Source organism: Enorma shizhengliae (genome assembly GCF_009676995.1).
Lineage (GTDB): Bacteria > Actinomycetota > Coriobacteriia > Coriobacteriales > Coriobacteriaceae > Enorma > Enorma massiliensis.
Genome location: NZ_VTFZ01000002.1, coordinates 132,144 through 153,058, shown reverse-complemented (window position 1 = coordinate 153,058; position 20,915 = coordinate 132,144). Strand labels below are relative to the sequence as shown.

Annotated in this window: 19 protein-coding genes; 7 read left to right on the top strand and 12 right to left on the bottom strand. The window is 62.8% G+C overall.

The annotated features are described in order from the left end of the window. The first annotated feature begins 54 nt into the window (after window positions 1-54). On the top strand, window positions 55-1,512 hold the full coding sequence (locus GJE22_RS03060) for a basic amino acid/polyamine antiporter (protein WP_235895761.1): 1,458 nt from the start codon (window positions 55-57) through the stop codon (window positions 1,510-1,512). A 181-nt stretch (window positions 1,513-1,693) separates the two neighbouring features. Here the strand turns inward: GJE22_RS03060 and GJE22_RS03055 are convergent, their stop codons facing one another. Together GJE22_RS03055 and glf are read right to left on the bottom strand one after the other, a co-directional pair. After that, window positions 1,694-2,725 carry a glycosyltransferase family 2 protein gene (locus GJE22_RS03055; protein ID WP_087186007.1) on the bottom strand — a complete coding sequence of 344 codons (1,032 nt, stop codon included), beginning with the start codon at window positions 2,723-2,725 and terminating at the stop codon, window positions 1,694-1,696. Next, entirely contained in the window at window positions 2,718-3,920 is a 1,203-nt protein-coding gene (gene glf / locus GJE22_RS03050; RefSeq protein WP_144687761.1) for a UDP-galactopyranose mutase, read from the bottom strand. The genes GJE22_RS03055 and glf overlap by 8 nt, the downstream gene beginning before the upstream one ends. Before the next feature lie 200 nt (window positions 3,921-4,120). Between glf and pta the strand changes: the two genes are divergently transcribed. Next, window positions 4,121-5,107 carry a phosphate acetyltransferase gene (gene pta / locus GJE22_RS03045; protein WP_144687760.1) on the top strand — a complete coding sequence of 329 codons (987 nt, stop codon included), beginning with the start codon at window positions 4,121-4,123 and terminating at the stop codon, window positions 5,105-5,107. A 226-nt stretch (window positions 5,108-5,333) separates the two neighbouring features. Here the strand turns inward: pta and GJE22_RS03040 are convergent, their stop codons facing one another. From GJE22_RS03040 to rnd, 9 genes are all read right to left on the bottom strand, one after another. Continuing rightward, window positions 5,334-6,119, bottom strand: coding sequence for an ECF transporter S component (locus GJE22_RS03040; protein WP_218957881.1), 786 nt, complete (start codon window positions 6,117-6,119; stop codon window positions 5,334-5,336). Beyond that, window positions 6,104-7,774 carry an ABC transporter ATP-binding protein gene (locus GJE22_RS03035; protein ID WP_144687759.1) on the bottom strand — a complete coding sequence of 557 codons (1,671 nt, stop codon included), beginning with the start codon at window positions 7,772-7,774 and terminating at the stop codon, window positions 6,104-6,106. Before GJE22_RS03035 ends, GJE22_RS03040 begins: the two co-directional genes overlap by 16 nt. After that, the gene (locus tag GJE22_RS03030) at window positions 7,747-8,634 is read right to left on the bottom strand and encodes an energy-coupling factor transporter transmembrane component T (RefSeq protein WP_144687758.1); all 888 of its coding nucleotides are present in this window, start codon (window positions 8,632-8,634) and stop codon (window positions 7,747-7,749) included. Before GJE22_RS03030 ends, GJE22_RS03035 begins: the two co-directional genes overlap by 28 nt. A 142-nt stretch (window positions 8,635-8,776) precedes the next feature. Next, entirely contained in the window at window positions 8,777-9,946 is a 1,170-nt protein-coding gene (locus GJE22_RS03025) for an acetate/propionate family kinase (RefSeq protein WP_144687757.1), read from the bottom strand. An 84-nt stretch (window positions 9,947-10,030) separates the two neighbouring features. Beyond that, window positions 10,031-10,420: a histidine triad nucleotide-binding protein gene (locus GJE22_RS03020; protein ID WP_051008448.1), complete on the bottom strand. Its 390-nt coding sequence runs from the start codon at window positions 10,418-10,420 to the stop codon at window positions 10,031-10,033. Window positions 10,421-10,452: 32 nt separating this feature from the next. Further along, the gene (xseB, locus tag GJE22_RS03015) at window positions 10,453-10,719 is read right to left on the bottom strand and encodes an exodeoxyribonuclease VII small subunit (protein ID WP_144687756.1); all 267 of its coding nucleotides are present in this window, start codon (window positions 10,717-10,719) and stop codon (window positions 10,453-10,455) included. A gap of 12 nt (window positions 10,720-10,731) precedes the next feature. Beyond that, window positions 10,732-12,219 (bottom strand): exodeoxyribonuclease VII large subunit, encoded by a 1,488-nt coding sequence (gene xseA, locus GJE22_RS03010; protein WP_235895760.1) that lies wholly within the window; start codon window positions 12,217-12,219, stop codon window positions 10,732-10,734. Between the two features lie 70 nt (window positions 12,220-12,289). After that, window positions 12,290-13,006, bottom strand: coding sequence for a zinc metallopeptidase (locus tag GJE22_RS03005; RefSeq protein WP_144687754.1), 717 nt, complete (start codon window positions 13,004-13,006; stop codon window positions 12,290-12,292). Window positions 13,007-13,139: 133 nt separating this feature from the next. Next, window positions 13,140-14,273 carry a ribonuclease D gene (gene rnd, locus GJE22_RS03000; RefSeq protein WP_144687753.1) on the bottom strand — a complete coding sequence of 378 codons (1,134 nt, stop codon included), beginning with the start codon at window positions 14,271-14,273 and terminating at the stop codon, window positions 13,140-13,142. Window positions 14,274-14,373: 100 nt separating this feature from the next. Here rnd and GJE22_RS02995 point away from each other — a divergent pair, with 100 nt between their 5' ends. The 5 genes from GJE22_RS02995 to GJE22_RS02975 all read left to right on the top strand — a co-directional run bounded on the left by GJE22_RS02995 (window position 14,374) and on the right by GJE22_RS02975 (window position 20,369). Next, complete coding sequence (locus GJE22_RS02995; RefSeq protein ID WP_144687752.1) at window positions 14,374-15,303, top strand: diacylglycerol/lipid kinase family protein; 930 nt, start codon at window positions 14,374-14,376, stop codon at window positions 15,301-15,303. A 651-nt stretch (window positions 15,304-15,954) separates the two neighbouring features. Continuing rightward, window positions 15,955-16,524: a hypothetical protein gene (locus GJE22_RS02990; protein WP_144687751.1), complete on the top strand. Its 570-nt coding sequence runs from the start codon at window positions 15,955-15,957 to the stop codon at window positions 16,522-16,524. A 69-nt stretch (window positions 16,525-16,593) separates the two neighbouring features. Continuing rightward, the gene (locus tag GJE22_RS02985) at window positions 16,594-18,465 is read left to right on the top strand and encodes an ABC transporter ATP-binding protein (RefSeq protein WP_144687750.1); all 1,872 of its coding nucleotides are present in this window, start codon (window positions 16,594-16,596) and stop codon (window positions 18,463-18,465) included. Next, on the top strand, window positions 18,458-19,204 hold the full coding sequence (locus GJE22_RS02980) for an energy-coupling factor transporter transmembrane component T family protein (RefSeq protein WP_144687749.1): 747 nt from the start codon (window positions 18,458-18,460) through the stop codon (window positions 19,202-19,204). The genes GJE22_RS02985 and GJE22_RS02980 overlap by 8 nt, the downstream gene beginning before the upstream one ends. Before the next feature lie 157 nt (window positions 19,205-19,361). Next, a complete protein-coding gene (locus GJE22_RS02975; RefSeq protein WP_235895759.1) occupies window positions 19,362-20,369 on the top strand; it encodes an RsmB/NOP family class I SAM-dependent RNA methyltransferase in 1,008 nt (335 codons plus the stop codon). Between the two features lie 247 nt (window positions 20,370-20,616). Here GJE22_RS02975 and GJE22_RS02970 read toward each other — a convergent pair whose 3' ends face one another. Further along, on the bottom strand, window positions 20,617-20,772 hold the full coding sequence (locus GJE22_RS02970) for a hypothetical protein (RefSeq protein WP_154324076.1): 156 nt from the start codon (window positions 20,770-20,772) through the stop codon (window positions 20,617-20,619). Window positions 20,773-20,915: the final 143 nt, after the last annotated feature.

The window sequence follows — 20,915 nt, the reverse complement described above, 5'->3', positions numbered from 1 at the left end:
TACAGCAGTACTAAAAGTGGTTGCCTGTATTTTTGGACGGATGGGGAGCTTGCCATGAATCAGATGAACGAGACCGCCACGACCGCGCCGCACAAGAAGGGCATCGGGCTCATAGGCCTCATCGCGCTCGTCATCTCCTCCTCGATCGGCTCTGGCGTCTTCGCCCTCTCGACGGATATCTCTGCCGCCGCAGCGCCCGGTCCCGCCATCATCGCATGGCTTATCACCGGAATCGGTTTCATCGCGCTTGCCAACACATTCGGCAAGCTCTCCCTCGCACGCCCCGACCTTGACGGCATCGTCGCCTACGCCCGAGAGGGCTTCGGCCCCTTCGTCGGATTTGTTTCCGGATGGGGCTACTGGCTTTCCATCTGGATTGGCAACGTCGCGTTCGGCGTCATGCTCGCCACCGCCATCGGCTACTTCTTCCCGCCGTTCGCCGGCGATCTAACCGTGGGCGCTGTGGTGTTCATCTCCGTGGTGAACTGGCTCATCGTGCTCTTGGTGAATCACGGCATCGAAGAGGCCTCCGTGGTGAACGCCATCGTGATGATCTGCAAGCTCGTCCCCATCTTCGTGTTCATCGTCGCGATGCTGCTCATGTTCAGCTTCGATGTCTTCACCGCCGATTTCTGGGGAACCCTCGCCAACAGCCTTGGCGGCCCCGATGCCCCCGGAAGCGTGGGCACCCAGATTATCAATTGCTTCATGGTCATGATGTGGGTGTTCGTCGGCATGGAGGGCGCGAGCGTGCTCGGGCACCGCGCCGAGCGCAAAAGCGATGTGTCGCGCGCGACGATTCTCGGGGTGACGGCGCTCGTTGTCATTTACGTTGCGGCATCGGTTCTCCCCTACGGCTACCTCACGCGCGACGAGCTGCTGCAGATGGGGTCTCCGTCCATGGCCTACATCTTCCAAGAAGTCGTTGGGCCCTGGGGCGGCGCCTTCATCTCGGGCGGGCTCGTCATCTCGATCTTCGGCGCCTGGCTCTCCTATACCATCCTTGCCTCGGAGGCCATGAATCGCATGGCGCGCATGGAACTGCTGCCCCGCTCGTTCGGAAAGCTCAACGCCCACAACGCGCCCACGATCTGCCTCATCGTTACCGGATGCATGATCCAGCTGCTCTCAATCGTGATGCTGTTCTCGGAAGCAGCGTACCAGTTCGCCTATTCCCTCTGCACTGCCTCGATCGTCATCTCATGGGCGCTCGCATCCGCCTATATGGTCAAGCTTGCGAAGCATCGCGATGTCGAGCATGCCGGGCCGGCGCTCGCCCTTTCGGCGTTTGCCACCGCCTTCCTCGTCGTAGCCATCCTGCTTGCAGGCGTAGACCTGCTTATGCTCTGCTGCATCGCCTATGTGCCCGGCCTTGCGTTCTACGTTAAGGCCCGCCGCGATTATGGCCATGCGACCATCATGACCGGCCGAGAGAAGCTGCTTGCCGCCTTCATTGCCGTCGTCGCCGTCATCGCCGTGGCGCTCCTCGCCACCGGGTACATCACGATCTAGCGAAAACGTCAGACAGCAGGCGACGTCCGGGACATCTACCGCCCAATTCTGCGCACGTGCATATCGAGCAGGTGCCCGGGCATATCGTTCCGCGCGCAGTTACGCAGAAGGCCCGGCGCTGCCGGGCCTTCGAGTATGTTTGAGCACGGGACGATATGCCCGGGCACCGACGGGAGCGATATTAATTGAATTTGAAGATCTTGCTCGCTGCGCGATAGAGCCCGATCGAGGCCTTCTCCCCCGCCTTCGTGGGCAGGTTCGTGCCGATGCCCAAGATGCCACAGCGCGCATGGCGGTACATGCGCTCGTCGTACTCCTTGAGTTCGGCCCAGAGGCGCTTGTTCTCCTCTTTCCAGCGATCTTCCTCCGAAAGCTTGGAGAAGATGGAGCACACCGACATCATCATGGTGAAATACCCCATCATATAAGACGCAAGGCGCGGTTCCTTCACGTCGGTATAGAGGTGATACGCGTTCATCATGATGCGCGTGATGCGGAACTGCTGGTCGAGACGGCGAATCATGGTCGCCTCGTTCACGCTCTGCCCCTCGCGCCCGATAAAGTAGCGATAGAGGTCGATGTCGGCGTAGTACATGGTCTTGCAGTGCGGCAGCGGCACGTAGGCATAGATGTTATCCACGTAGAACGTGTGCGCCGGAAGCGGTAGGTTGGCCTCGCGCAGAACGTCGACCCGGTAGCAAAGACTGTGCATGAGCAGGTTCTGATCGGGGCGGAAATACCCGATCTTATCCCATGTGAAGACCTTCTTACGGGGCAGGGCACCGTGATAGCTGATGGTCACGTGCTTGCCTTCGTAAACCTTCTCGTACACGTAATTCGAGATGAAGAGGTCAACGCGCATGTCGCGCTCTTCGAAACCGCGCAGAAGGCTCAGCATGGTGGAAAGCGCCGCGGCGTCGAGCCAGTCGTCGGAATCGACGACCTTGTAGTACGTGCCCTGCGCCTCGCGCAGACCGGCGAGCAGCGCGATGCCATGACCACCGTTTTCCTGGTGAACCACCTTGATGATGCTCGGATAGCGCGCGGCCCATTCATCGGCCTTGGCGGGCGTCTCGTCCTTACTGCCGTCGTCGACGATGATGATCTCGATGTCTTCGGCAAAATTGCTCCCCTCGAGAATCGAGGTGATGCAATGGTCCATATCGGCGGCAGAGTTGTAGCAGGGAATACCGAAAGAGATGATTTTATGCATGGCAGGAAATGATTTCGTCGGAGAGTTCGAGGGCAGAATCGGTCACCGCGTCCATGTCGTAATAGCGGTACTCGGCAAGGCGACCGACCGGATGGAAGTTCGTGAGGTTCTGGACACGCTCAAGGTAGCGCTCGTACAGCGCGCGGTTCTTAGGATCGATGATCGCGTAGTAGGGCGTCTGACCGCTGCCCGGCTCGTACGCGTGACTGAACTCCTTCATGATGGTGGTCTTTCCAGGAACCACCTGACCGGTCATGTTCTTGAACTCGGTGATGCGCGTGAAGTCCTCGCTCGTGGTGTAGTTCACCGTGCCAACGGGCTGGAACTGGTCCTGTTCGAGCGTCTCGAACTGCATGTCGAGCGTACGGTACGGAAGCGCACCAAGGTCGAGGTTGAAGAGCTCGTCGAGGGGACCGGTGTAGACAATCTCGCCGCCATAGACCTTGCCGCAAACGCTCACGTTGTTCTCATCGAGCGTGAAGATATCGCGGGCATCGACGCCAACGAACACGTCGATGAGGTCGTGGTCGAGCATATGCTCGAACAGAACGGTGTAGCCATCCTCGGGCATGCCCTGATAGGGAGCCTGCGGGAAGTAGCGGTCGTCATCGCCGATGAACACGGGCACGCGGCCGGTCACCGACGGATCGATCTGGTCGGGCGTCTGGCCCCACTGCTTCATCGTGTAATAGAGGAAGACGTTCTCATAGACATAATCCGCGACCTCCTGAAGGTCCGGATCGTTCTTCTGACGGAGCTCCATGATGGGGACCTTCTTGTCCTCACCGAAGGTGTCAACGAGCTTACGATACAGTTCTTCGCCACGGTCTTCGCCGAACGCGAGCCTGAGGCTCGTGTGGTTGAAGGGAACGGGCATGAGGGTGCCGTGGATGTTGGCAAGCACCTTGTGCTGGTAGTCCGTCCACTTGGTAAAGCGCGAGAGGAACTCGTGCACGCGCTCACTGTAGGTGTGGTAGATGTGCGGACCGTACTTGTGGACGAGGATGCCCTCGTCGTTCACGTAGTCGTAGGCGTTGCCCGCGATGTGCTCGCGGCGCTCGAGCACCGCGACGCGAAATCCAGCGCCCTCCGCCACACGGCGCGCGCATACCGAGCCGGCGTACCCGGCACCCACCACGATCATGTCGTACGCATCGGGGTTGAAGGTTGCCGGAAGACCGATAGAGATCTGCATACATGCTCCTTGCAGGGTTTTTCTGACTGCGATCGATTGCCGATCCGTCAATTATCTAAGCGATTATAGCGCTCAGCGCCCTATAATGGTCATGCCACACAAGGAAAGCTCAACATGCCGCGGCAATGGAGGCGATCGCTCGGTTCGATGACCGAGACGGGGCCCGTCGTGGGTGCCGAGCCCGAAACTCGAGGAGAACTATGAGTGACTTCCTAAACCGCATGAAGCAGACGGCGAAGCAGGATCTGAAGACCATCGTGCTGCCCGAGGGCGAGGACCCGCGCACCATCGAGGCCGCCAAGAAGATCATCGCGGAGGGCCTGGCCAACATCGTGATCTTGGGCGACCCCGCCGAAATCGACGTGCCCGGCGCGCAGGTCATCAACCCCAAGAGCCCCACGGCCCCCAAGCACGAGGCCTATGCGCAGAAGTTCGCCGAGCTTCGCTCGAAGAAGGGGGTCACCATCGAGCAGGCCCGCGCGCAGATCATGGATAACACCTACTACGGCACCATGATGGTGAAGATGGGCGACGCCGATGGCCTCGTCTCGGGCGCGTGCCATTCCACCGCCGATACGCTGCGCCCCGCCCTTCAGATCCTGAAGACCGCCCCCGGCACCAAGCTCGTGAGCGCCTTCATGGTCATGTGCACCCAGACGCCCGACTTCGGCGCCAACGGCACCGTGATCTTCGCCGACTGCGGGCTTAACATCGCCCCCACCTCCGATGAGCTCTCCGAGATCGCCATCGCCTCCGCCCACTCCTGGAAGACCTTCATGGGCGAGGTCGAGCCCAAGGTAGCGCTCCTCTCCTACTCCACGATGGGGTCGGCCGGCGGCGATACCGCCAAGAAGGTGCAGGAAGCCGTTGCCTTCTGCAAGGAGAAGGCGCCCGAGATCGCTATCGACGGAGACCTGCAGCTCGATGCCGCCATCGTTCCCAAGGTGGCCGAGCTCAAGGCCCCCGATTCGACGGTTGCCGGGTCGGCGAACGTGCTGGTGTTCCCCGATCTTGCCGCTGGCAACATCGGCTATAAGCTCGTGCAGCGCTTTGGCCGTGCCGAAGCGTACGGCCCCATCCTGCAGGGCATCGCCAAGCCGGTCAACGACCTCTCTCGCGGATGCTCCGCAGACGACATCGTGGGCGTGGTGGCGATTACCTGCGTGCAGGCGCAGCTGAGCGCGTAGGCTCCCGACGCCCTCCCGGGTGTTGTCCGCTCGCTGGTCCTCGGAATTCGGCAAGCGAATTCCTGCGGAATCGCTCGCGGGCAACACCCGGGAGGGCTGCACCTTCGGCTCAGGACTGCGAGGGTGGGGAAATGAAAGGGGGTTGGGACCCTGCTTTTCAAGACGGAGCCTTGAAAAGGGCGGGATCGTGCGTGGGTAACGATCAGGATTGTGGCCAGCGGGGCTATTAATCGTTGAGGCCGTATTTGGTTTTGATGCGCTCGATTTTCTGTTGCATGGGAACGCCGAGCACGAAGAGGAAAAAGACGCTCGCTGCCGCATGGACGAGGTCGAAGGGCAGTGCGCTCGCATAGCACGCGATGATCGCCGCCGGAGTGAGCGGCATGCCCATGATGAGAAGCGACCCCAGGTTGATCACGCCCCCATATAGAACAAACGTCGAAATGCCTCCATATACGCAAAGCGCACCGCGCGTAGGCTTGAGGGGCCCCTTGTGAAAGAGCAGGCCCGCAACGAAACCCACGATGCCGAAGCAGAACATCTGCCATGGCGTATACGGGCCCTGTCCGAAGAAGAAGTTGGATACGAATCCGGCAACGGCACCCACGAGAAAACCCGACTCCCCGCCAAAGCAGGCACCGGCTATCACCACAATAGCGCAGACCGGCTTGAACTGCGGCAGGAAGAAGAATGCGACGCGCCCCGCCACGGCAAGCGCCGAAAGGGTAGCCAGCACCACGAGCTCGCGCGCTTGGGAGCGCCTGCGCTCGAATACCGCGAAGAAGGGGATCATCGTACCTACGATGATGAGCAATGCGACGAGGTAATAGAGGCGCCATTCAACATCGACGCCGGCCACGCTGAACGAGATGCCCGCCGTCTGCAGGCGAACGCCGCTCGCCAGCAAAAAGGCAAAAAGCGCAACGATGACGCCGAGCGCGACCAAGGTACGCCAGTTCCGCGGCGTCTTGCGCTCTTCTCGCCCCGATGGTGCCCCTATCGTATCTGACAAGCTCGAATCACATCCTCATCGATGATGGCGGCGGGCACGATACCGCGCGCCATACGGTTCGCCGCGGTCGTGTAGAAGCTGTTGCCCGCGAAGAAGGATCGGGTCGGCGCCGTATGGACGATCTCGCCCCCGAACATCAGCGAACATGCATCGGCGTTCCGCGCGCAGAACTCGATATCGTGAGAAACCATGATGATGGTTACCCCATCATCTTGCAAGCGATGGATGATCTGGGCGAGCTTGCGCTTGAACGGAGCGTCAAGCCCCTTCGTGGGCTCGTCGAGCAAGAGCACGCGCGGGGCCTGGAGCAAGATCTTGGCGAGCGCGACGCGCTGCTGCTCCCCACCCGAGAGATCGAAGGGGTGTTTGTCAAGCAGGTGCTCGATCTCCACGAGCTCACATACGCGGCGCACCTCTGCCGCTTGAGCCGTGGTATCCAGCGCCGGCGAGAGCATCTCCCCCACGTCGAGCCCGACGGTCCGCTCAACGAAAAGCGCTTGGGGGTTCTGCGGCATCACGCCAAGCAGCCCCTTGTAGCGCTCCCGTGCAGGAATCTTGTGCACGGGGCGGCCGTCCACGAGCACCTTCCCCCGGTACGGGCGATCGAGACCGGCAACGACCCCCAGCATCGTCGATTTACCAGCGCCGTTCGCCCCCACGATGCAATGCCATGAGCCGCGATCCACCGCGAGCGTGCAGCCACGCAAAACGTCGTCTCTGCCCTTCTCGTACCGGAACCACACCTCCCTGAGCTCGACCATGGGGCGCTCCGAAGAACGACGCGGCGCTTCAGGGACCTCGACATCCCCATGAAGCTGGCGCTGAACCAGCCACGACCGACCGTCGCGCACGGTAAGCGGCACGTGCTCGGAAGCGCGAAGGGAAGCACCCTCCACCGCGGCGCACACCCGCGCGGCAGTCGGCATCGCCTGGAACATATCGCTACCCGCCGCGGCGAGCGCACGGCAAACGGCACGCGGTTCGTCGTAGGCGAGCACGCGCCCGCCCTCAAGCGCAAGCACCCGGTCGGCCCACGGCAGTGCCTCCTCTAGCCGCTGCTCAGAGAGCACGACCGTCGTTCCAAGCTCCCTATTGATTCGACGAAGCGTGTCGAAGAACTCCGTTGCCGCCATGGGGTCGAGCTGCGCGGTCGGCTCGTCGAGCACAATCAGGCGAGGCTGGAGCACCATCACGGCGGCGAGATTCACGAGCTGCTTCTGCCCGCCCGATAAGCTCGATGCCTCCTCATCGAACCAGTCCTGGATTCCGAAGAAACTCGCCATCTCGGCGACGCGCAGGCGAATCTGGGGCCCTGGAACGCCAAGGTTTTCCAGCCCGAACGCAAGCTCATGGGCAACGGTATCGCAGACGAACTGGCTATCGGGGTCCTGGAGCACGAAGCCGATCTCGGCTGCTTGACGGCGCTCGTCCACCTCTTCTATGGGAGTGCCGAAGAACGCAACACCACCCGTGCGCTCACCGTGGGGGGCGAGCGAAGCCTTCATATGACGAAGCAGGGTCGATTTGCCGGACCCAGAACGGCCGCACAGCACAACGAAGTCTCCTGAGGCAACCGAGAACCGCACATCGAGCAGTGCAGGCTTCTCGCAACCCGGATACGTGAACGTTAGGCCCGTGACATCGAGCGCGCCCATGCGAGCCCCTCCCAACAATCGAGAGCAAACGGAAGCAGGCAGAGCAGGCCCCAGACAGCGTACACGAAACCCTCCGGCGCGCCAGCAGCGGGAAGAACGATTGCCGGAAGATACGAGACGGCTGTAGCTCCCGCCAGGGACCCCGCAAGCACGAGGGCCTCTGCAATCGCGATAATCGAGGCAACCACGCCGTCGCGCACGGTGAAACGGTACGCCGCGCAGCGCGTGCGCCCCGGCAAACCGTACCCGCGCGAACGCATGGAATCGGCAGCGTCGACGGAGCTCTCCAGCGCCCAGCTCGTCAAGATGGAGATGACCTTGAGGCCGCGGCGCGCCCGCTCCACGACGGTCCCCTCTCCCACGTCGCAGCCAACACCTCGCTGAGCGCGGATGATAGCATGGGCGCGGACACCCAGATGCGGAACGAGCCGGACCACCATCGTGACGAGCAGGGCGAGCGAGGGCGCAATCCCGCCAAAGAGATAGAGCACCGCGTCGGAAGCCATTACCCTGTTGCAGCAGTAGAACCACGTGATGACCGAGACGAACATATCGCCTGCGGCGAGACCGTAGGCAATCGACTCCAACGTGAGGGGCGCGCCGAGCACCGTGGCAAGCACGGTGTCCCCGGCATGGTTGACCACGGGATTGAGCACCGCGAACAGCACCAGCATGGGAACTGCTGCTGTTAGCACGAACCGGAGGGCGCGCCGCCGGCCAAGATAGAGCGCATATGCGGTTGCAGAGAGCAGCGAGATGGCCAGGCACACCGGATGCATGATGAACATACTCGCCACAATGACGCCGGCAAAATAGAGCATGAGCACGCCCGGGTGGAGCGTCGAAAACGCGTCTCTCATTCCTGACCTCCCATCTCCACATGATAGACAAGGGGTCTGCAAGCATAACGCATGCAGACCCCTGCAAACAATTCCATGAGCTCGCGCACACCGAACGTTAACCGCTGGACGTCCTACGCGGCCGCCCGGCGAGATGTGCCGGCTAGCCCAGCAGCGCCTCGACGTCGAGGGCGATCATAAGCTCCTCGTTGGTGGGAACCACGAGCACCTTGACGGCAGAGTCGGGCGCAGAGATAACGCGCGCGTCATCGGACTGGATCTCGTTGAGCTCGGGGTCGATCTTGACGCCCAGCCATCCGAGCAGGTCGCAGATCTTGTAGCGGATCTCGGACGAGCCCTCGCCGGTACCTGCCGTGAAGGCGATCGTATCCATGCCCTGCATCGATGCGGCCATCTCGGCGATGAGCTGAGAGCAGCGATAGTTGTACATGGAGATGGCCATGATGCACTTCTCATCGCCATCGTGCTCGGCGGCGCGAATATCGCGCGAATCGGAGGAAAGGCCCGAGACGGCGAGCAGGCCGGACTGCTTGTTCATCATGGTGTCGATCTCATCGATGGACATGCCGGCCTCGCGGTAGAGATAGAAGACCGTCGCAGGGTCGAGGGTGCCGCAGCGCGTTCCCATGATGAGGCCGTCGAGCGGGGTGAGGCCCATGGTGGTGTCCATGCAACGGCCGTCCTCGATGGCGCAAAGCGACGCGCCCGATCCCAAATGGCAGCTCACGAGCTTGCGGGTGGAACCGCCCGTGAACTCGTTGACCGTACGCCAGATATAGCGATGGCTCGTGCCGTGCGCGCCGTACTTGCGGATGTGGTACTTCTCAACCACATCGCGCGGAAGGGCGTAGCGCCATGCGTGCTCGGGCATGTTGTAGTGGAATGCGGTGTCCGGCACGATCACGTTGCCAAGCTCGGGATACATGTCGCGGCAGATCTCGATGACGTCGGCCTCCGCATAGTTGTGGAGCGGCGCGAGGGGCGCGACCTCGCGAACCTGGGCGAGCGTCTCGTCGGTCACAACAGCCGACTCGGGGAAGTACCAGCCACCCTGAACCACGCGGTGGCCGATGCCCTCGATCTTGACGTCAACGCTTTTGAGCAGCTTGAAGATCTCCTGCAAAGCGGTGCGGTGATCCGGCAGCTCGACCGGGGTCTTGGCCTTGGGGCCACCATGCTCGCTATGGCCGATGAACGACCCATCGATTCCGATGCGCTCGGCGTTGCCCTTGGCAAACACCTCACGCGTCTTGGTATTGAGCAGCTGGTATTTAAGCGATGAGCTGCCTGCGTTGATAACGAGAACGTTCATGTGACTCCCTCTGGTCGGGCGGTTGGACCGCATATGGACGCTGCATAGGATTAATCATACCCCGAATCACCATCGGGGCGGCGGCTAGAGAAGCCCTTCGCCAAGCGGCTTTCCGCCGAGAACATGCATGTGGAAGTGCATGACCGTCTGCCCGGCATCCGCACCCTTGTTGGTAATGACACGGAAGCCGTCGGTAAGCCCCTTCGCGCGCGCCACCTCATCGATGGCATGGGTCATGGCAGCGAGCGTTTCCGCCGGCACGCCGTCCGTGATATCCCGGTAGTGATCCTTGGGAATTACCAGCGTGTGCACGGGAGCCTGCGGAGAAAGGTCATCGAACGCGATGACCAGATCGTCCTCGTACACGATGGTCGAGGGAATCTCGTGGGACGCGATTTTGCAGAAGATGCAGTCGGTGTCGGTCAAAGCGAGCTCCTTTCGAAGTGGGTCCCAGTGCGGCCCCGTTGCTCCCATTGTAGCGCGCCGCACCTGCCTCGCAGAGCAAGCTAGAAGCTGAGCTTGTCGTCGGTAGAAGCTGCGTCGGCGGGCACGAGGGTATCCGTACCGTCAACGTCCTGAAGAAGGATGGAGACCTTCTGCTCGGCCTCGCTCAAGCGGCTGCGAAGGCTCTTCAGCAACTCGACGCCGCGCGTATAGCTCTCAAGCGAATCCTCGAGCTCCATATCGCCGGACTCAAGGGAGCGAATGATTCGCTCGAGTTCCTGCGAAGCCTCTTTGTAGGTCAGCTCCTCGACCTTTTTCTGCTCTGCCATAGCCGTACCTTTCTATTCGTGCCGGGATGCCCGCGCATCGAGCATCTCCACCTTTGTTACCGATCCATACACGTCGCCGTCTGCCATGCGCACGCGAACAGGCGCACCCGGCTCAAACGAGGCGGCACTGGTGGCCACGCCAGATTCCCCGTAGGCGATGGCGTACCCGCGCGCAAGGACCTTGAGGGGTGAAAGCGCCTCGAGCGAAGCCGCGCTGGACGCAAGCTCTGCCGACCGTGCTCGCAGCAGGCTGCGGCCCTGATTGACCAGGCGTTCCGATGCGAGCGCAAGCGCATGGCCGCGCACCTCGAAGCCCGATGTGCTCGCAGCCAGGCGGTCGGCGGTCTGCGCGAGCTCGGCGCGCCGGCGCTCCACGATAGCTTGAGGGCTCTTGAGGCAGGGGCGCGATGCGGCCGCGTCGAGCGCGGCGCCGAGCCCCTTGAGCCGCGAGGCCATGGCGTTCGATATGCGCCCGTCCAGGCCCTCGATCTGCACGCGAGCGCCCTCGACCCTCGATGACGCAGCGAGCGCGAGACGATGCCCGCGCGACGAAAGGAGGTCCGCTAGGTCGCTCATGGCAGGGGCCACCGACTCCGCCGCAGCGGTGGGCGTCGAGCAGCGCCGGTCGCTCACCATATCGCAGATCGAGGTATCCGGCTCGTGCCCGATGCCCGTCACAACCGGAACGGGACACGACGCCACCGCACACGCGAGCGCCTCGTCATTGAAGGTCATGAGGTCCTCGTAGGATCCGCCGCCGCGAACGAGCAGGATGCAATCGGGGGCGGGCCTCATGGCCGCCGCGCGCCCTAGGCCCGATATGAGCTCGGCAGGCGCCCCCTCCCCTTGGACCTTGGCTCCGACGCACACAAGCTCCACCAACGGGTTGCGCCGACGGAGCGTGCGCTTCACGTCGTCGATCACCGCCCCCGAAAGCGACGTGACCACGGCCACGCGCGTGCAGAACGCAGGGATGGGGCGCTTGCGAGCCTCGTCCATAAGGCCTTCGCGGCGAAGCTTCTCGGCAAGCGCAGCCACCTGCTGGCGCAGCAGCCCCTCCCCCGCCAGCGAGAACGTCTTTGCCACGAAGCTCATGCGCCCCGTGGGCTTGTACAGGTTGAAGTTGCCCGTGAACTGGACTTGCATGCCGTCGCGCAGGTCGAAGGACCGCTTCCCGTACACACCGCGCCAGATGATGCAGTCGACCGCCGCGCCGTCATCCTTAATCTGGAAATAGCAGTGACCGCTTCGCGCGTTAGGGCCGCGAAACCCCGTGACCTCGCCTATGACGGTTAGCGTCGGCAGCGCGTCAAGCGCGCCGGCAGCAAGCTCGACGGCCTGCGATACCGAGAGCGCCTCATCGTCGCGGCTGGCGGCAGCTGGGGTATCCGGGCCCTCCCACGGAAAGCCTCCCTGAGACCCCCCGCTTCGGCGCGCGGAAGGGCGCTGCCCGGCGGCAGACGACCCCGCACGAGCCCCCGTTAGATTCCATCCCTCCACACCTGGCTCCCTTCTCTCATGCTCCATGCAGTCTAACGCGCCGCCCGGACACGTTTTTTCGGGCAGGGCGCTAGTCGTTCTGCGAGCGCTGCGTGCGCGCCAACAGATACAGGAGCTGCAAGATCGAGGTAAGGGCCGCGGCCACATAGGTGAGCGCCGCAGCGGTGAGCACCTTGCGCGCGCCCTCGACCTGCTGTGCGCTCATACCCGATTCCTGGATGTAGGCAATCGCACGGCGGCTTGCATCGAACTCAACGGGAAGCGTGACCAGTTGGAAGACGACCGAGAACGCGAAAAGCGCGATTGCGATCGTGGTGAGCCCCGCCATGTTCATGAAGATGCCGAGCAAAAGCACGATCATCCAGACGCTCTGGGTGAAGTTAACGACCGGTACGAGCGCCTGGCGCATCTTGAACATGCTGAAACCGCGGGCGCGCTGCACCGCGTGCCCCGCCTCGTGGCAGGCGACCGCGACCGAGGCGACCGATCCGCCGAGCATGTTCTCGCTCGAGAGGTAGAGGTTGTTATCGCGCGGGTCGTAGTGGTCGGTAAGGTGCCCGTTCACGCGGCGGATGCCCACCGCTCCGCAGCCGTTCGCCTCGAGCATGCGCCGGGCGACGTCCTCACCGGAACATCCATCTGAGGAAACCTTGGACCAGGTACGGTAGGCGCGGTTGATATAGGCCTGCGCCGCGAGGCCCAAGACGAGCGAAACGATAACGACCACTAGGTACAACGGGTCGAACATCGCCCCGTAGCCATACCCGTATCCATAATAGAGCGGCATATGCCCTCACTTTCTCGCATTGATGACGAACGAGCATGTTGTACCCATATCAGCGGGGAACATCTATGACAAGGCATCCGCTCCCCATCTTCATCAAGGAGGGGGCGGGCTTTAGGCGCGAATTCTTCCCGCTCTACAGGATTTCGATCTTGCGGTCCTTGACCGTGAGGCCCATGTTGCCCGAAAGCAGATCATCCAGGCGCGTGCCCAAAAGCTCGAAGCGCCAGCCGTCGCGAAGGCGGCTCCGCTCGGGATGATCGATGTACTCGGCAAGATCGTCGCGCGATGCGATCATGGCCGTCGCCACGCCCGTCTGATCCGAAACCAAGCGGATGAGGGCGTACATGAGGTCTGTGACGCTCTCCAGATCGCTTGAGGGCGCTTTCCGCGCATGGAAGACGGGCGGGAGATGGTCGGACGGGCAGCTGAGGCCGCGCCCGATAGCCATGAGGGCGGCCGTCACATCGTCTTCGGATAGCTGCTCGGTCCCTCGGATGCTGCGGAAATTCGAAACGTCACGCGGCGCGCGCTTAACGAGAGCGAGCAGCACCTCGTCGGACATCACCCATTTGCGCGGGATGTTATACCGCTCGGCCCTCCCCTCGCGCCAGGCAGCGAGCTCGCGAGCCACGCCCAGCTGGCGACGCGTGCAAGAGCTCACGCGCTTCACGCGCTTATAGACCTGCCGGCGGTCGACCTCGTAATGAGCGCGCTCGGCGAGCGGCCGAATCTCGTCGAGCACCCACGAGAGCCTGCCGAGCCGCTGCAGCCGCTCGACCATGACGTGATAGGCCTGAATGAGATAGTGCACATCATCGAGGGCGTATTCGAGCTGCTTCTCCGTGAGCGGGCGGCGCGACCAATCGGTGAGCGACTCGCTTTTGGGCAGCGAGATTCCCAAGAAGGCATGAACGAGGCCGTTGTATGAGGTCTGCAGGCGCTCGCCCAAGAAGGCTGCCGCGACCTGCGTGTCAAAGATCGGAGCGGGAAGCACGCCGAGCGACTGCAGCAGGACCTCCATATCTTGCGGGCACGCATGGAAGACTTTGATGACGCGCTCGTTTGCAAGCAGGTCCGCGAGCGGGGCGAGGTCGCCGAGGGCGATGGGATCGATGGCGACCGATTCTTCGGGCGTTGCGACCTGCACCAGGCAGAGCCGCGGATGGTAGGTGCGCTCGCGCAAGAACTCGGTGTCGACCGCAACGGCGTCGAAGGCGGCCGCGCGGTCGCAAAACGCTGCAAGATCCGCTTCTGTGGAAATATACATGCTCCCCCGTCGTCTCGAGGAACCCCGACGCGTCACGGGGTAGGATAACGGCATTACTGTCTGTAACTATACTCGCCTTCGGCTAGAACGGGAACAGGGTATGCGCTGTCTCATCGTCCACAACCTTGCGTCGGGTCCGCATTCGGACGAAATATTCACCTTCATTCATGCCTTGCTCGCCACAGGCGACGAGGTCGTGATAAGGTGCATCGGCGAGGCATTGGAGACCGAGGAGGCCGTGGCAGACGCCCGGTCCTTTGACCGCATCGTCGTCTCGGGCGGCGACGGAACGGTCGCGAACGTTCTCGACCACCTCCGCGACTGCGGCGTTCCCATCCTCGTGTTCCCTTCCGGCACCGCAAACCTCTACTTCCAAAACGTAGGCAACGCCCCGGACGCAGCCGCGCTCGCTCAAGCCTGCCGCGCCGGCATCACGGCGAAGGTCGACATGGGAGAGCTGTTCTGGGTCGATGAATCCGGCGAGACGCGCCGGCACGGCTTCATCAACATCGCCGGATCGGGCTTCGATGCCACCATCATGGAGAAAGCAGCGCCCACGAAAAACGATATCGGCGAGATCGCCTACGTGCTCTCAGCCCTCTCCACCCCGGAACCGCAGGTGGCGCACTTCACCATCGAGCATGACGGCGAAGTCGACGAACTTGACGGCATCTCGTGCATGGTGGGCAACACCGCCAGCATCCAGAATGAAATCAACCTGTTCCCCGATTGCCGCATGGACGACGGGCTCATCGACATCGCTGTCGTGGAGCCCACGACGCTCGTAGGGCTTCTGCCCACCGTGGCCGCCGCGGTGTTCGACCCCGCCGGGCGCGGGCTCGGGCGGCCGCAGTTCAAGACCTTCCAGGCGAAAACCGCCAAGATTACCTGCACGCCCTCACTCGGCATGCAGTTCGACGGCGAGGTCATACCCAATAACTCGGGCGTGTTTGGCGCCCGAGTGCTGCCGAAATGCCTTGATATCATCGTTGACGAGTTCTCGAACCTCCGCGCCGATTCCCAAGAGTAGCAGCGCCCGCGCGTCGCATGCTCCGTGTTGCCGGGCGGAATCTGGACGCCGCGCACGTTCTCGGGCGATTTTTGGACACGGCACGCGTCTTTGGGCGACATCTGGATACCGTGTGCGCTCTCGGGCGATTTTTGGACACTGCACGCGTCTTTGGGCGACATCTGGACGTTTCAGGCCGTTCAGATGGAAGAATCTCGCCCGAAGACGTCGGCTGCGTCCGGATGTCGCCCGAAGACGTTGACCGTGTCTAGATGTCGCCCGAAAATGCGGCAGCGTCCGAAACGCGCCCGGAAACGCGCTTCATGGGGCGCTTCGAAACGCGCTGGAAATATTCCCCGCGGCGCGCTCTGCTGTGCTATAGTGCGACGCAAGGTAGCTCGGCTACGAACTCTCGATTGACCGAAAGGAGCCGCCACCATGATGTCCATGCTCAACAACTCCCTCATGAACTGGTGGTGGCGTGATGCGAATACGGTCGGTCGACGGTAGCTCCTGCGCCTTACCCATAGGTATCTAGCAAGGCCTCCGCTTCGACCGGGGGCCTTTTTCGTATCACGCGCCTCAACGAACACTCTCCGGGCGCCCGCCGCCAATGAGAGCAGCAACTCACTTTCACCTCCCCTCTTCCATCGACAAGAAAGGTTGATCACCATGCCTCAGAACAACTTCTCCCAGCCCCGCACCGTAACCGCCTCCGAGCGTGGCGGGCTTGACATCCGCAACCTCGTGCTGCTCGCCATCCTGCTGGCAGCCGGCTTCATCCTCAACATGACGGTCGGCAAGGCGCTTTCTGCCCTCACCGTGGGCACGCTCAGCCCCGAGTTCATCATCGCGGCGTTCTGTCTCGAGATCCTCATTGTCAGGCCCAAGCCCGCGCAGGCGCTCGTCATCGGACTCATCGCGGGCGCCGTCATCCAAATCTCGGCTTCGGTCAAGGGCCCGGACCTCATCGCCGAGCCTATCGCGGCCCTCGTTATGGCGCTCATCGTCGCGGCCGGCATGAAGGGCAAGGCCAAGGCGATCGTGCCCGTCCTCGGCACCTTCGTTACCACGACGCTCTCCGGTCTCATCTACGCCGTCATCGTCATCTATGCCCTCCGCACCGTCAACGCCACCCTCCTCATCATGCTCCCCGTCGTACTGGGTACGGGCGTGGCCAACGCTATCATCGTGGGCGCGCTGTACCTGCCCATCAAGAAGGCGCTCAAGCTCGCCGACTAGAAACCATGTTCCGCCCCGGCCGTGCAAACGGGGCGGACGCACACCCACAGGAAGGGGAACCGGCCCGCAATGGACCCCATCATTCGCATCGATCATGTATCGTTCTCGTATGGAGAGGCAAGCGCCCGAGCGCTTGACGATGTCACGCTCAGCGTGAGCCCCGGAGACTTCCTCGGCATCATCGGGCCATCCGGCGCTGGCAAAACCACACTCGCCTCGGCTATGTCCGGGGCGATCCCCCATCACTACACCGGCCCGTTCTTCGGCAGCGTCCTCGTTGACGGCAAAGATACCTGCGCGGTCACCTTAACCGATATCTCCCAGATCGTGGGGAGCGTTCTGCAGGATATCGACACGCAGATGGTGGCATCCGTCGTAGAAGACGAGATGCTCTTCGGGCTCGAGAACTTCGACGTTCCGCACAGCCAAATCGAGGAACGCGTTATTGACGCACTTGAAACCGTGGGCATCGCCGATTTGCGCGAGCGCGATATCGCCACGCTATCCGGCGGGCAAAAGCAGAAAGTTGCCATCGCCGCCATCCTCGCCCTTCGGCCGCGCGTCCTCGTTCTCGACGAGCCCACGGCGGCGCTCGACCCCGCCAGCTCGCGCATGGTGTTCGAAACCCTGCGCAGCATCAATCGGGAGCTCGGCGTCACCGTGGTCATCATCGAGCAAAAGGTCGCGCTTCTCTCTGAATATGCGAGCCGCATCGCCGTCATGCAGGGTGGACGCATAGCGCTCGAGGGCACGCCGAGCGAGGTGTTCTCCCATAGCGCTGAGCTGCGGAGCATCGGCGTCGACAGCCCGCGCGTAACGCGCATCTCGAACAGCCTTGCTGCGCGCGGGCTCATAGAGGCCGGCGAGCCCTGCCTGAACGTTCGGGAGGCCTCGCTGCTCATCCAAAACCTGTGCAAAGCCTCCTCCCCCGCCCCTAGAGCTGCGGCGACCGCAAACGCCGACCGCGCTGCCGCAGACGCCCCTGTGGCCGCAGGCGCCGACCGCGCCACCGTAGTCGCCCCTGCGGCCGCAGGCGCTGCCCGCGCCACCACCGCGATCCCCGGCGAGTGCGGCATGGCAGAGAGCCCGCGCCGGCCCGCTGTGAAACCCGGGAGCGCGCCCGTCGTGCGCCTGCAAGATGTTACCTACACCTACCCTGGCGGCGGCGCCTCGGTGCGCCACCTTAATCTCGAGGTCTATCCCGGCGAATTCGTAGGACTCGTAGGGCAAAACGGCGCAGGCAAGACGACGGCGACCAAGCTGGTGAACGGTCTTCTCAAGCCCTCCTCGGGAACGGTCGAGGTGGCGGGGCTCGACACGCGCACGGCGAGGACGAGCCAGATCGCACGCCATGCGGCGACGCTCTTCCAGAACCCAGACCATCAGATCTGCCGCGACACGGTGCTCGACGAGGTCGCATTCGGCCTTGAGCTGGGCGGCGTGGACGCCGAGGCGGCCCGGGAACGGGCGCGCGCAGTAGCCGAGGACTTCGGCTTGCCGCTCGGCGAAGCCCCCTTCTCGCTTTCGCGTGGACAGCGCCAGATGGTGGCGCTTGCCTCGGTCGTGGTCCTCGAGCCTGAGCTCGTGATCCTGGATGAACCGACGAGCGGCCTCGACTATCGCGAGTGCATGACGGTCATGGAAACCGTGCGCCGCATGGCGGACCGCGGGAGCGCCGTCATCATGGTCTGCCACGACATGGAAGTCGTCTCGGATTTTGCCGAGCGCCTCGTCGTCATGGCCGATGGCGAGATCGCCGCAGCCGGCCCCACGCACGACCTCTTCGCCGATGAGAGCCTCATGAAGCGAGCGAGCATGAGGCCCCCTCAGGTGGTTGAGCTCGCGAACGAGCTTGCGCGCACGGTCTCTCCCCGGTTCCTCGGGCTCTACGAGGTCTTAGATGTCGTCTCATGTACCGAGGAGCTGGTGCTTCATGGTTAATGTCATCGATTACGTACCGGGCACCACGCTGCTCCACCGGCTGAATCCGGTCACCAAGATCGCGCTTGCCGTCGCGCTCATCGCTTCGTCGCTCACGGCGGATTCCCCCATCGTGCTCGTCGCGCTGCTCGCGCTCACGCTCGCCGCGAGTGCCTATGCGCACGTCATGCGCCAGGTACGGTCGTTTCTCAAGCTGCTCATCCCGCTTTCCATCATCATGTTTGTCATGCAGGCGATCTTCGTGCGCTCGGGAACGCCCGTTTTCCTCTCCATAACAAATGAGGGCCTCATGCTCGGCCTCATGGTGTGCCTGCGCCTCCTCTGCCTTGCGCTGCCGCTTATCCCCGCGCTCGTAACCACCAAGCTCACCGACCTCGCGAACGCCTGCGTCGAGGTGCTGCATGTACCGTACCAATATGCATTCACCTTTACCACGGCGCTTCGCTTCGTCCCGGTATTCAGCCAGGAGATGAACGCCATCATGGAAGCGCAGACCGCGCGCGGCGTGGAGTACGACACCCCCAACCCTCTCAAGAAGCTTCGCCTCATGCTGCCGCTCTGCATTCCGCTGCTCATCTCGAGCGTGGGCAAGACGGATGCCACGGCGCTCGCGGCAGAGCAGCGCGGATTCTACCTGAGAACCCGCGCTTCCGCGTACAAGCGCTACCCCCTTGCTTGGCGCGATATTGCTGCGCTTGCGCTCTGCGTGGGGCTCATCGTCCTAGGGATAGCGTGCTAGGAGCCCCTGGGTTGGCCCCAACGCCTCCAAATCCTCGCATGCGCCCGCGCGGGTGCATGGCGTCATGTCCGTGCGTGCACGGGGTGTCATCTGCTACCATGCAGAAGCCGTTACAAGGCGCGGGCAGCACCGCGCGACACGCTCTCTGAGAGGCCTCATGAACGCAGGATCAACCACCACGCCATTGCCCCGCACGCCGGAGCTCATCGATCAGGCATGCGCAGCTATGAGCGACCAGGAGGCCGAACGCGTCCAGGCTGGGTTTGCGGCCGCCGCAGCTCGCCCCGTCACCCTGCGCGCCAATGCCCTTAAGACGACGCCAGAAGAAGTGGCGGAAAAGCTTACCGAGAGGGGTATTCCGTTCGCGCGCGTTCCATGGTATGAAGACGCGTTCGTGTTGGGCGATGGCTTGCGCGAGAAAACGGTATGGGAGCTTGAGCTCTATCAGGAAGGTAAGGTCTACCTGCAGAGCCTTTCCTCGATGCTTCCACCGCTCGCCCTTGCCGCACGCGATGGGGCCGATGTCCTCGATATGTGCGCTGCACCGGGTGGCAAGACCTCCCAGATTGCCGCCCTCACAGGAGGCACGGCGCATATCACCGCGTGCGAGATGAGCGCGCCTCGCGCGGAAAAGCTCGCCTACAACCTCAGCAAACTTGGCGTGCACGGCGTCAACATCATGCGCACAGACGCGCGGCGGCTCGATGAGTTCTTCTCCTTCGACCATATCCTGCTCGACGCACCCTGCACGGGAACGGGAACGTTTCGTCTGGGCGACGATCGCGCGGAGAACCGCATGACGGGCAAGCTTCTCGCCAAGACGGCTCGCTCCCAGCGAGCGCTTCTCGACCGTGCCCTCACCGTCCTCAAGCCCGGCGGCACGCTCCTTTACTCTACGTGCTCAATCTTGCCTCAGGAAAACGGCGAGCAGGTGGCGGCGGCGCTGCGGCGACACCGCGATTGCAGCATCGTGCCGCTCAACCCGCAGCAAGCTGGGATTGCAGACGATGACACCAGGCCCCTGCCTGCCAGCACGCGTGCGCTTGCAGACGCATTTGAAGACGGGTCGATCCCCACGCTGAAAAGCGCCGTCGAGGGAACTGTTACCGTCTGCCCCTCCCAGCGCTTCGAGGGCTTCTACCTTGCCCTTATCAAAAAGCAATAAAGCGCGCGCTGCCAGCGGGTGCCCACCTCGCCTCCTGGTGCCCACGGGACCTGCGGATCAGCTCCGGCCCATCCATCAAAATGGGACAGTCCCAAATTGACCCACGAAAGCGTCAAAATGGGACTGTCCCAAAATCAGCCAAAAAGGATTAGCGCGGTGCAAAAAAGCGAGCCAGCTGCCAAGGCAGCCAGCTCGCCTGCAACATAGCTGAGCGATCGATACCACGGCACCACTTGCCGCTTCATCGCTACCGGCGGTGCCGCCCACCGCGGCCCGACTGAGCACGGCGCTCTTCCCTGCGCGCCTTGATAGCCGTGCCAGCAAAGTAGACGACGGCGACGATCACGATCACGCCGACGACGATACCCAGCGGCTGGATGATATCCATGGCGCTCATAGTCACCGTCCCTTCTTGCAGCCCCTATCGCCCGACAGCTTACCAGATACCGGAAGCCGAGGGCGGCAGAACCATCGCATCAAGAAAAATCGAGTTCGCGTGGCAGCGGCCCGCAACAGAGGCATGCGAAGCAGCGCGCGATGCCAGCT

Bases quoted from the DNA above. Each gene is read 5' to 3' on its own strand.
- GJE22_RS03030 (WP_144687758.1), bottom strand. From the start codon at position 8,634: ATGAGAGACGCGTTTTCGACGCTCCACCCGGGCGTGCTCATGCTCTAT.
- GJE22_RS03060 (WP_235895761.1), top strand. From the start codon at position 55: ATGAATCAGATGAACGAGACCGCCACGACCGCGCCGCACAAGAAGGGC.
- GJE22_RS02980 (WP_144687749.1), top strand. From the start codon at position 18,458: ATGGTTAATGTCATCGATTACGTACCGGGCACCACGCTGCTCCACCGG.
- pta (WP_144687760.1), top strand. From the start codon at position 4,121: ATGAGTGACTTCCTAAACCGCATGAAGCAGACGGCGAAGCAGGATCTG.
- GJE22_RS03055 (WP_087186007.1), bottom strand. From the start codon at position 2,725: ATGCATAAAATCATCTCTTTCGGTATTCCCTGCTACAACTCTGCCGCC.
- GJE22_RS03035 (WP_144687759.1), bottom strand. From the start codon at position 7,774: ATGGGCGCGCTCGATGTCACGGGCCTAACGTTCACGTATCCGGGTTGC.
- GJE22_RS02985 (WP_144687750.1), top strand. From the start codon at position 16,594: ATGGACCCCATCATTCGCATCGATCATGTATCGTTCTCGTATGGAGAG.
- GJE22_RS03025 (WP_144687757.1), bottom strand. From the start codon at position 9,946: ATGAACGTTCTCGTTATCAACGCAGGCAGCTCATCGCTTAAATACCAG.
- glf (WP_144687761.1), bottom strand. From the start codon at position 3,920: ATGCAGATCTCTATCGGTCTTCCGGCAACCTTCAACCCCGATGCGTAC.
- GJE22_RS02990 (WP_144687751.1), top strand. From the start codon at position 15,955: ATGCCTCAGAACAACTTCTCCCAGCCCCGCACCGTAACCGCCTCCGAG.
- GJE22_RS03020 (WP_051008448.1), bottom strand. From the start codon at position 10,420: ATGGGAGCAACGGGGCCGCACTGGGACCCACTTCGAAAGGAGCTCGCT.
- GJE22_RS02995 (WP_144687752.1), top strand. From the start codon at position 14,374: ATGCGCTGTCTCATCGTCCACAACCTTGCGTCGGGTCCGCATTCGGAC.
- rnd (WP_144687753.1), bottom strand. From the start codon at position 14,273: ATGTATATTTCCACAGAAGCGGATCTTGCAGCGTTTTGCGACCGCGCG.
- xseB (WP_144687756.1), bottom strand. From the start codon at position 10,719: ATGGCAGAGCAGAAAAAGGTCGAGGAGCTGACCTACAAAGAGGCTTCG.
- GJE22_RS02975 (WP_235895759.1), top strand. From the start codon at position 19,362: ATGAACGCAGGATCAACCACCACGCCATTGCCCCGCACGCCGGAGCTC.
- GJE22_RS03005 (WP_144687754.1), bottom strand. From the start codon at position 13,006: ATGCCGCTCTATTATGGATACGGGTATGGCTACGGGGCGATGTTCGAC.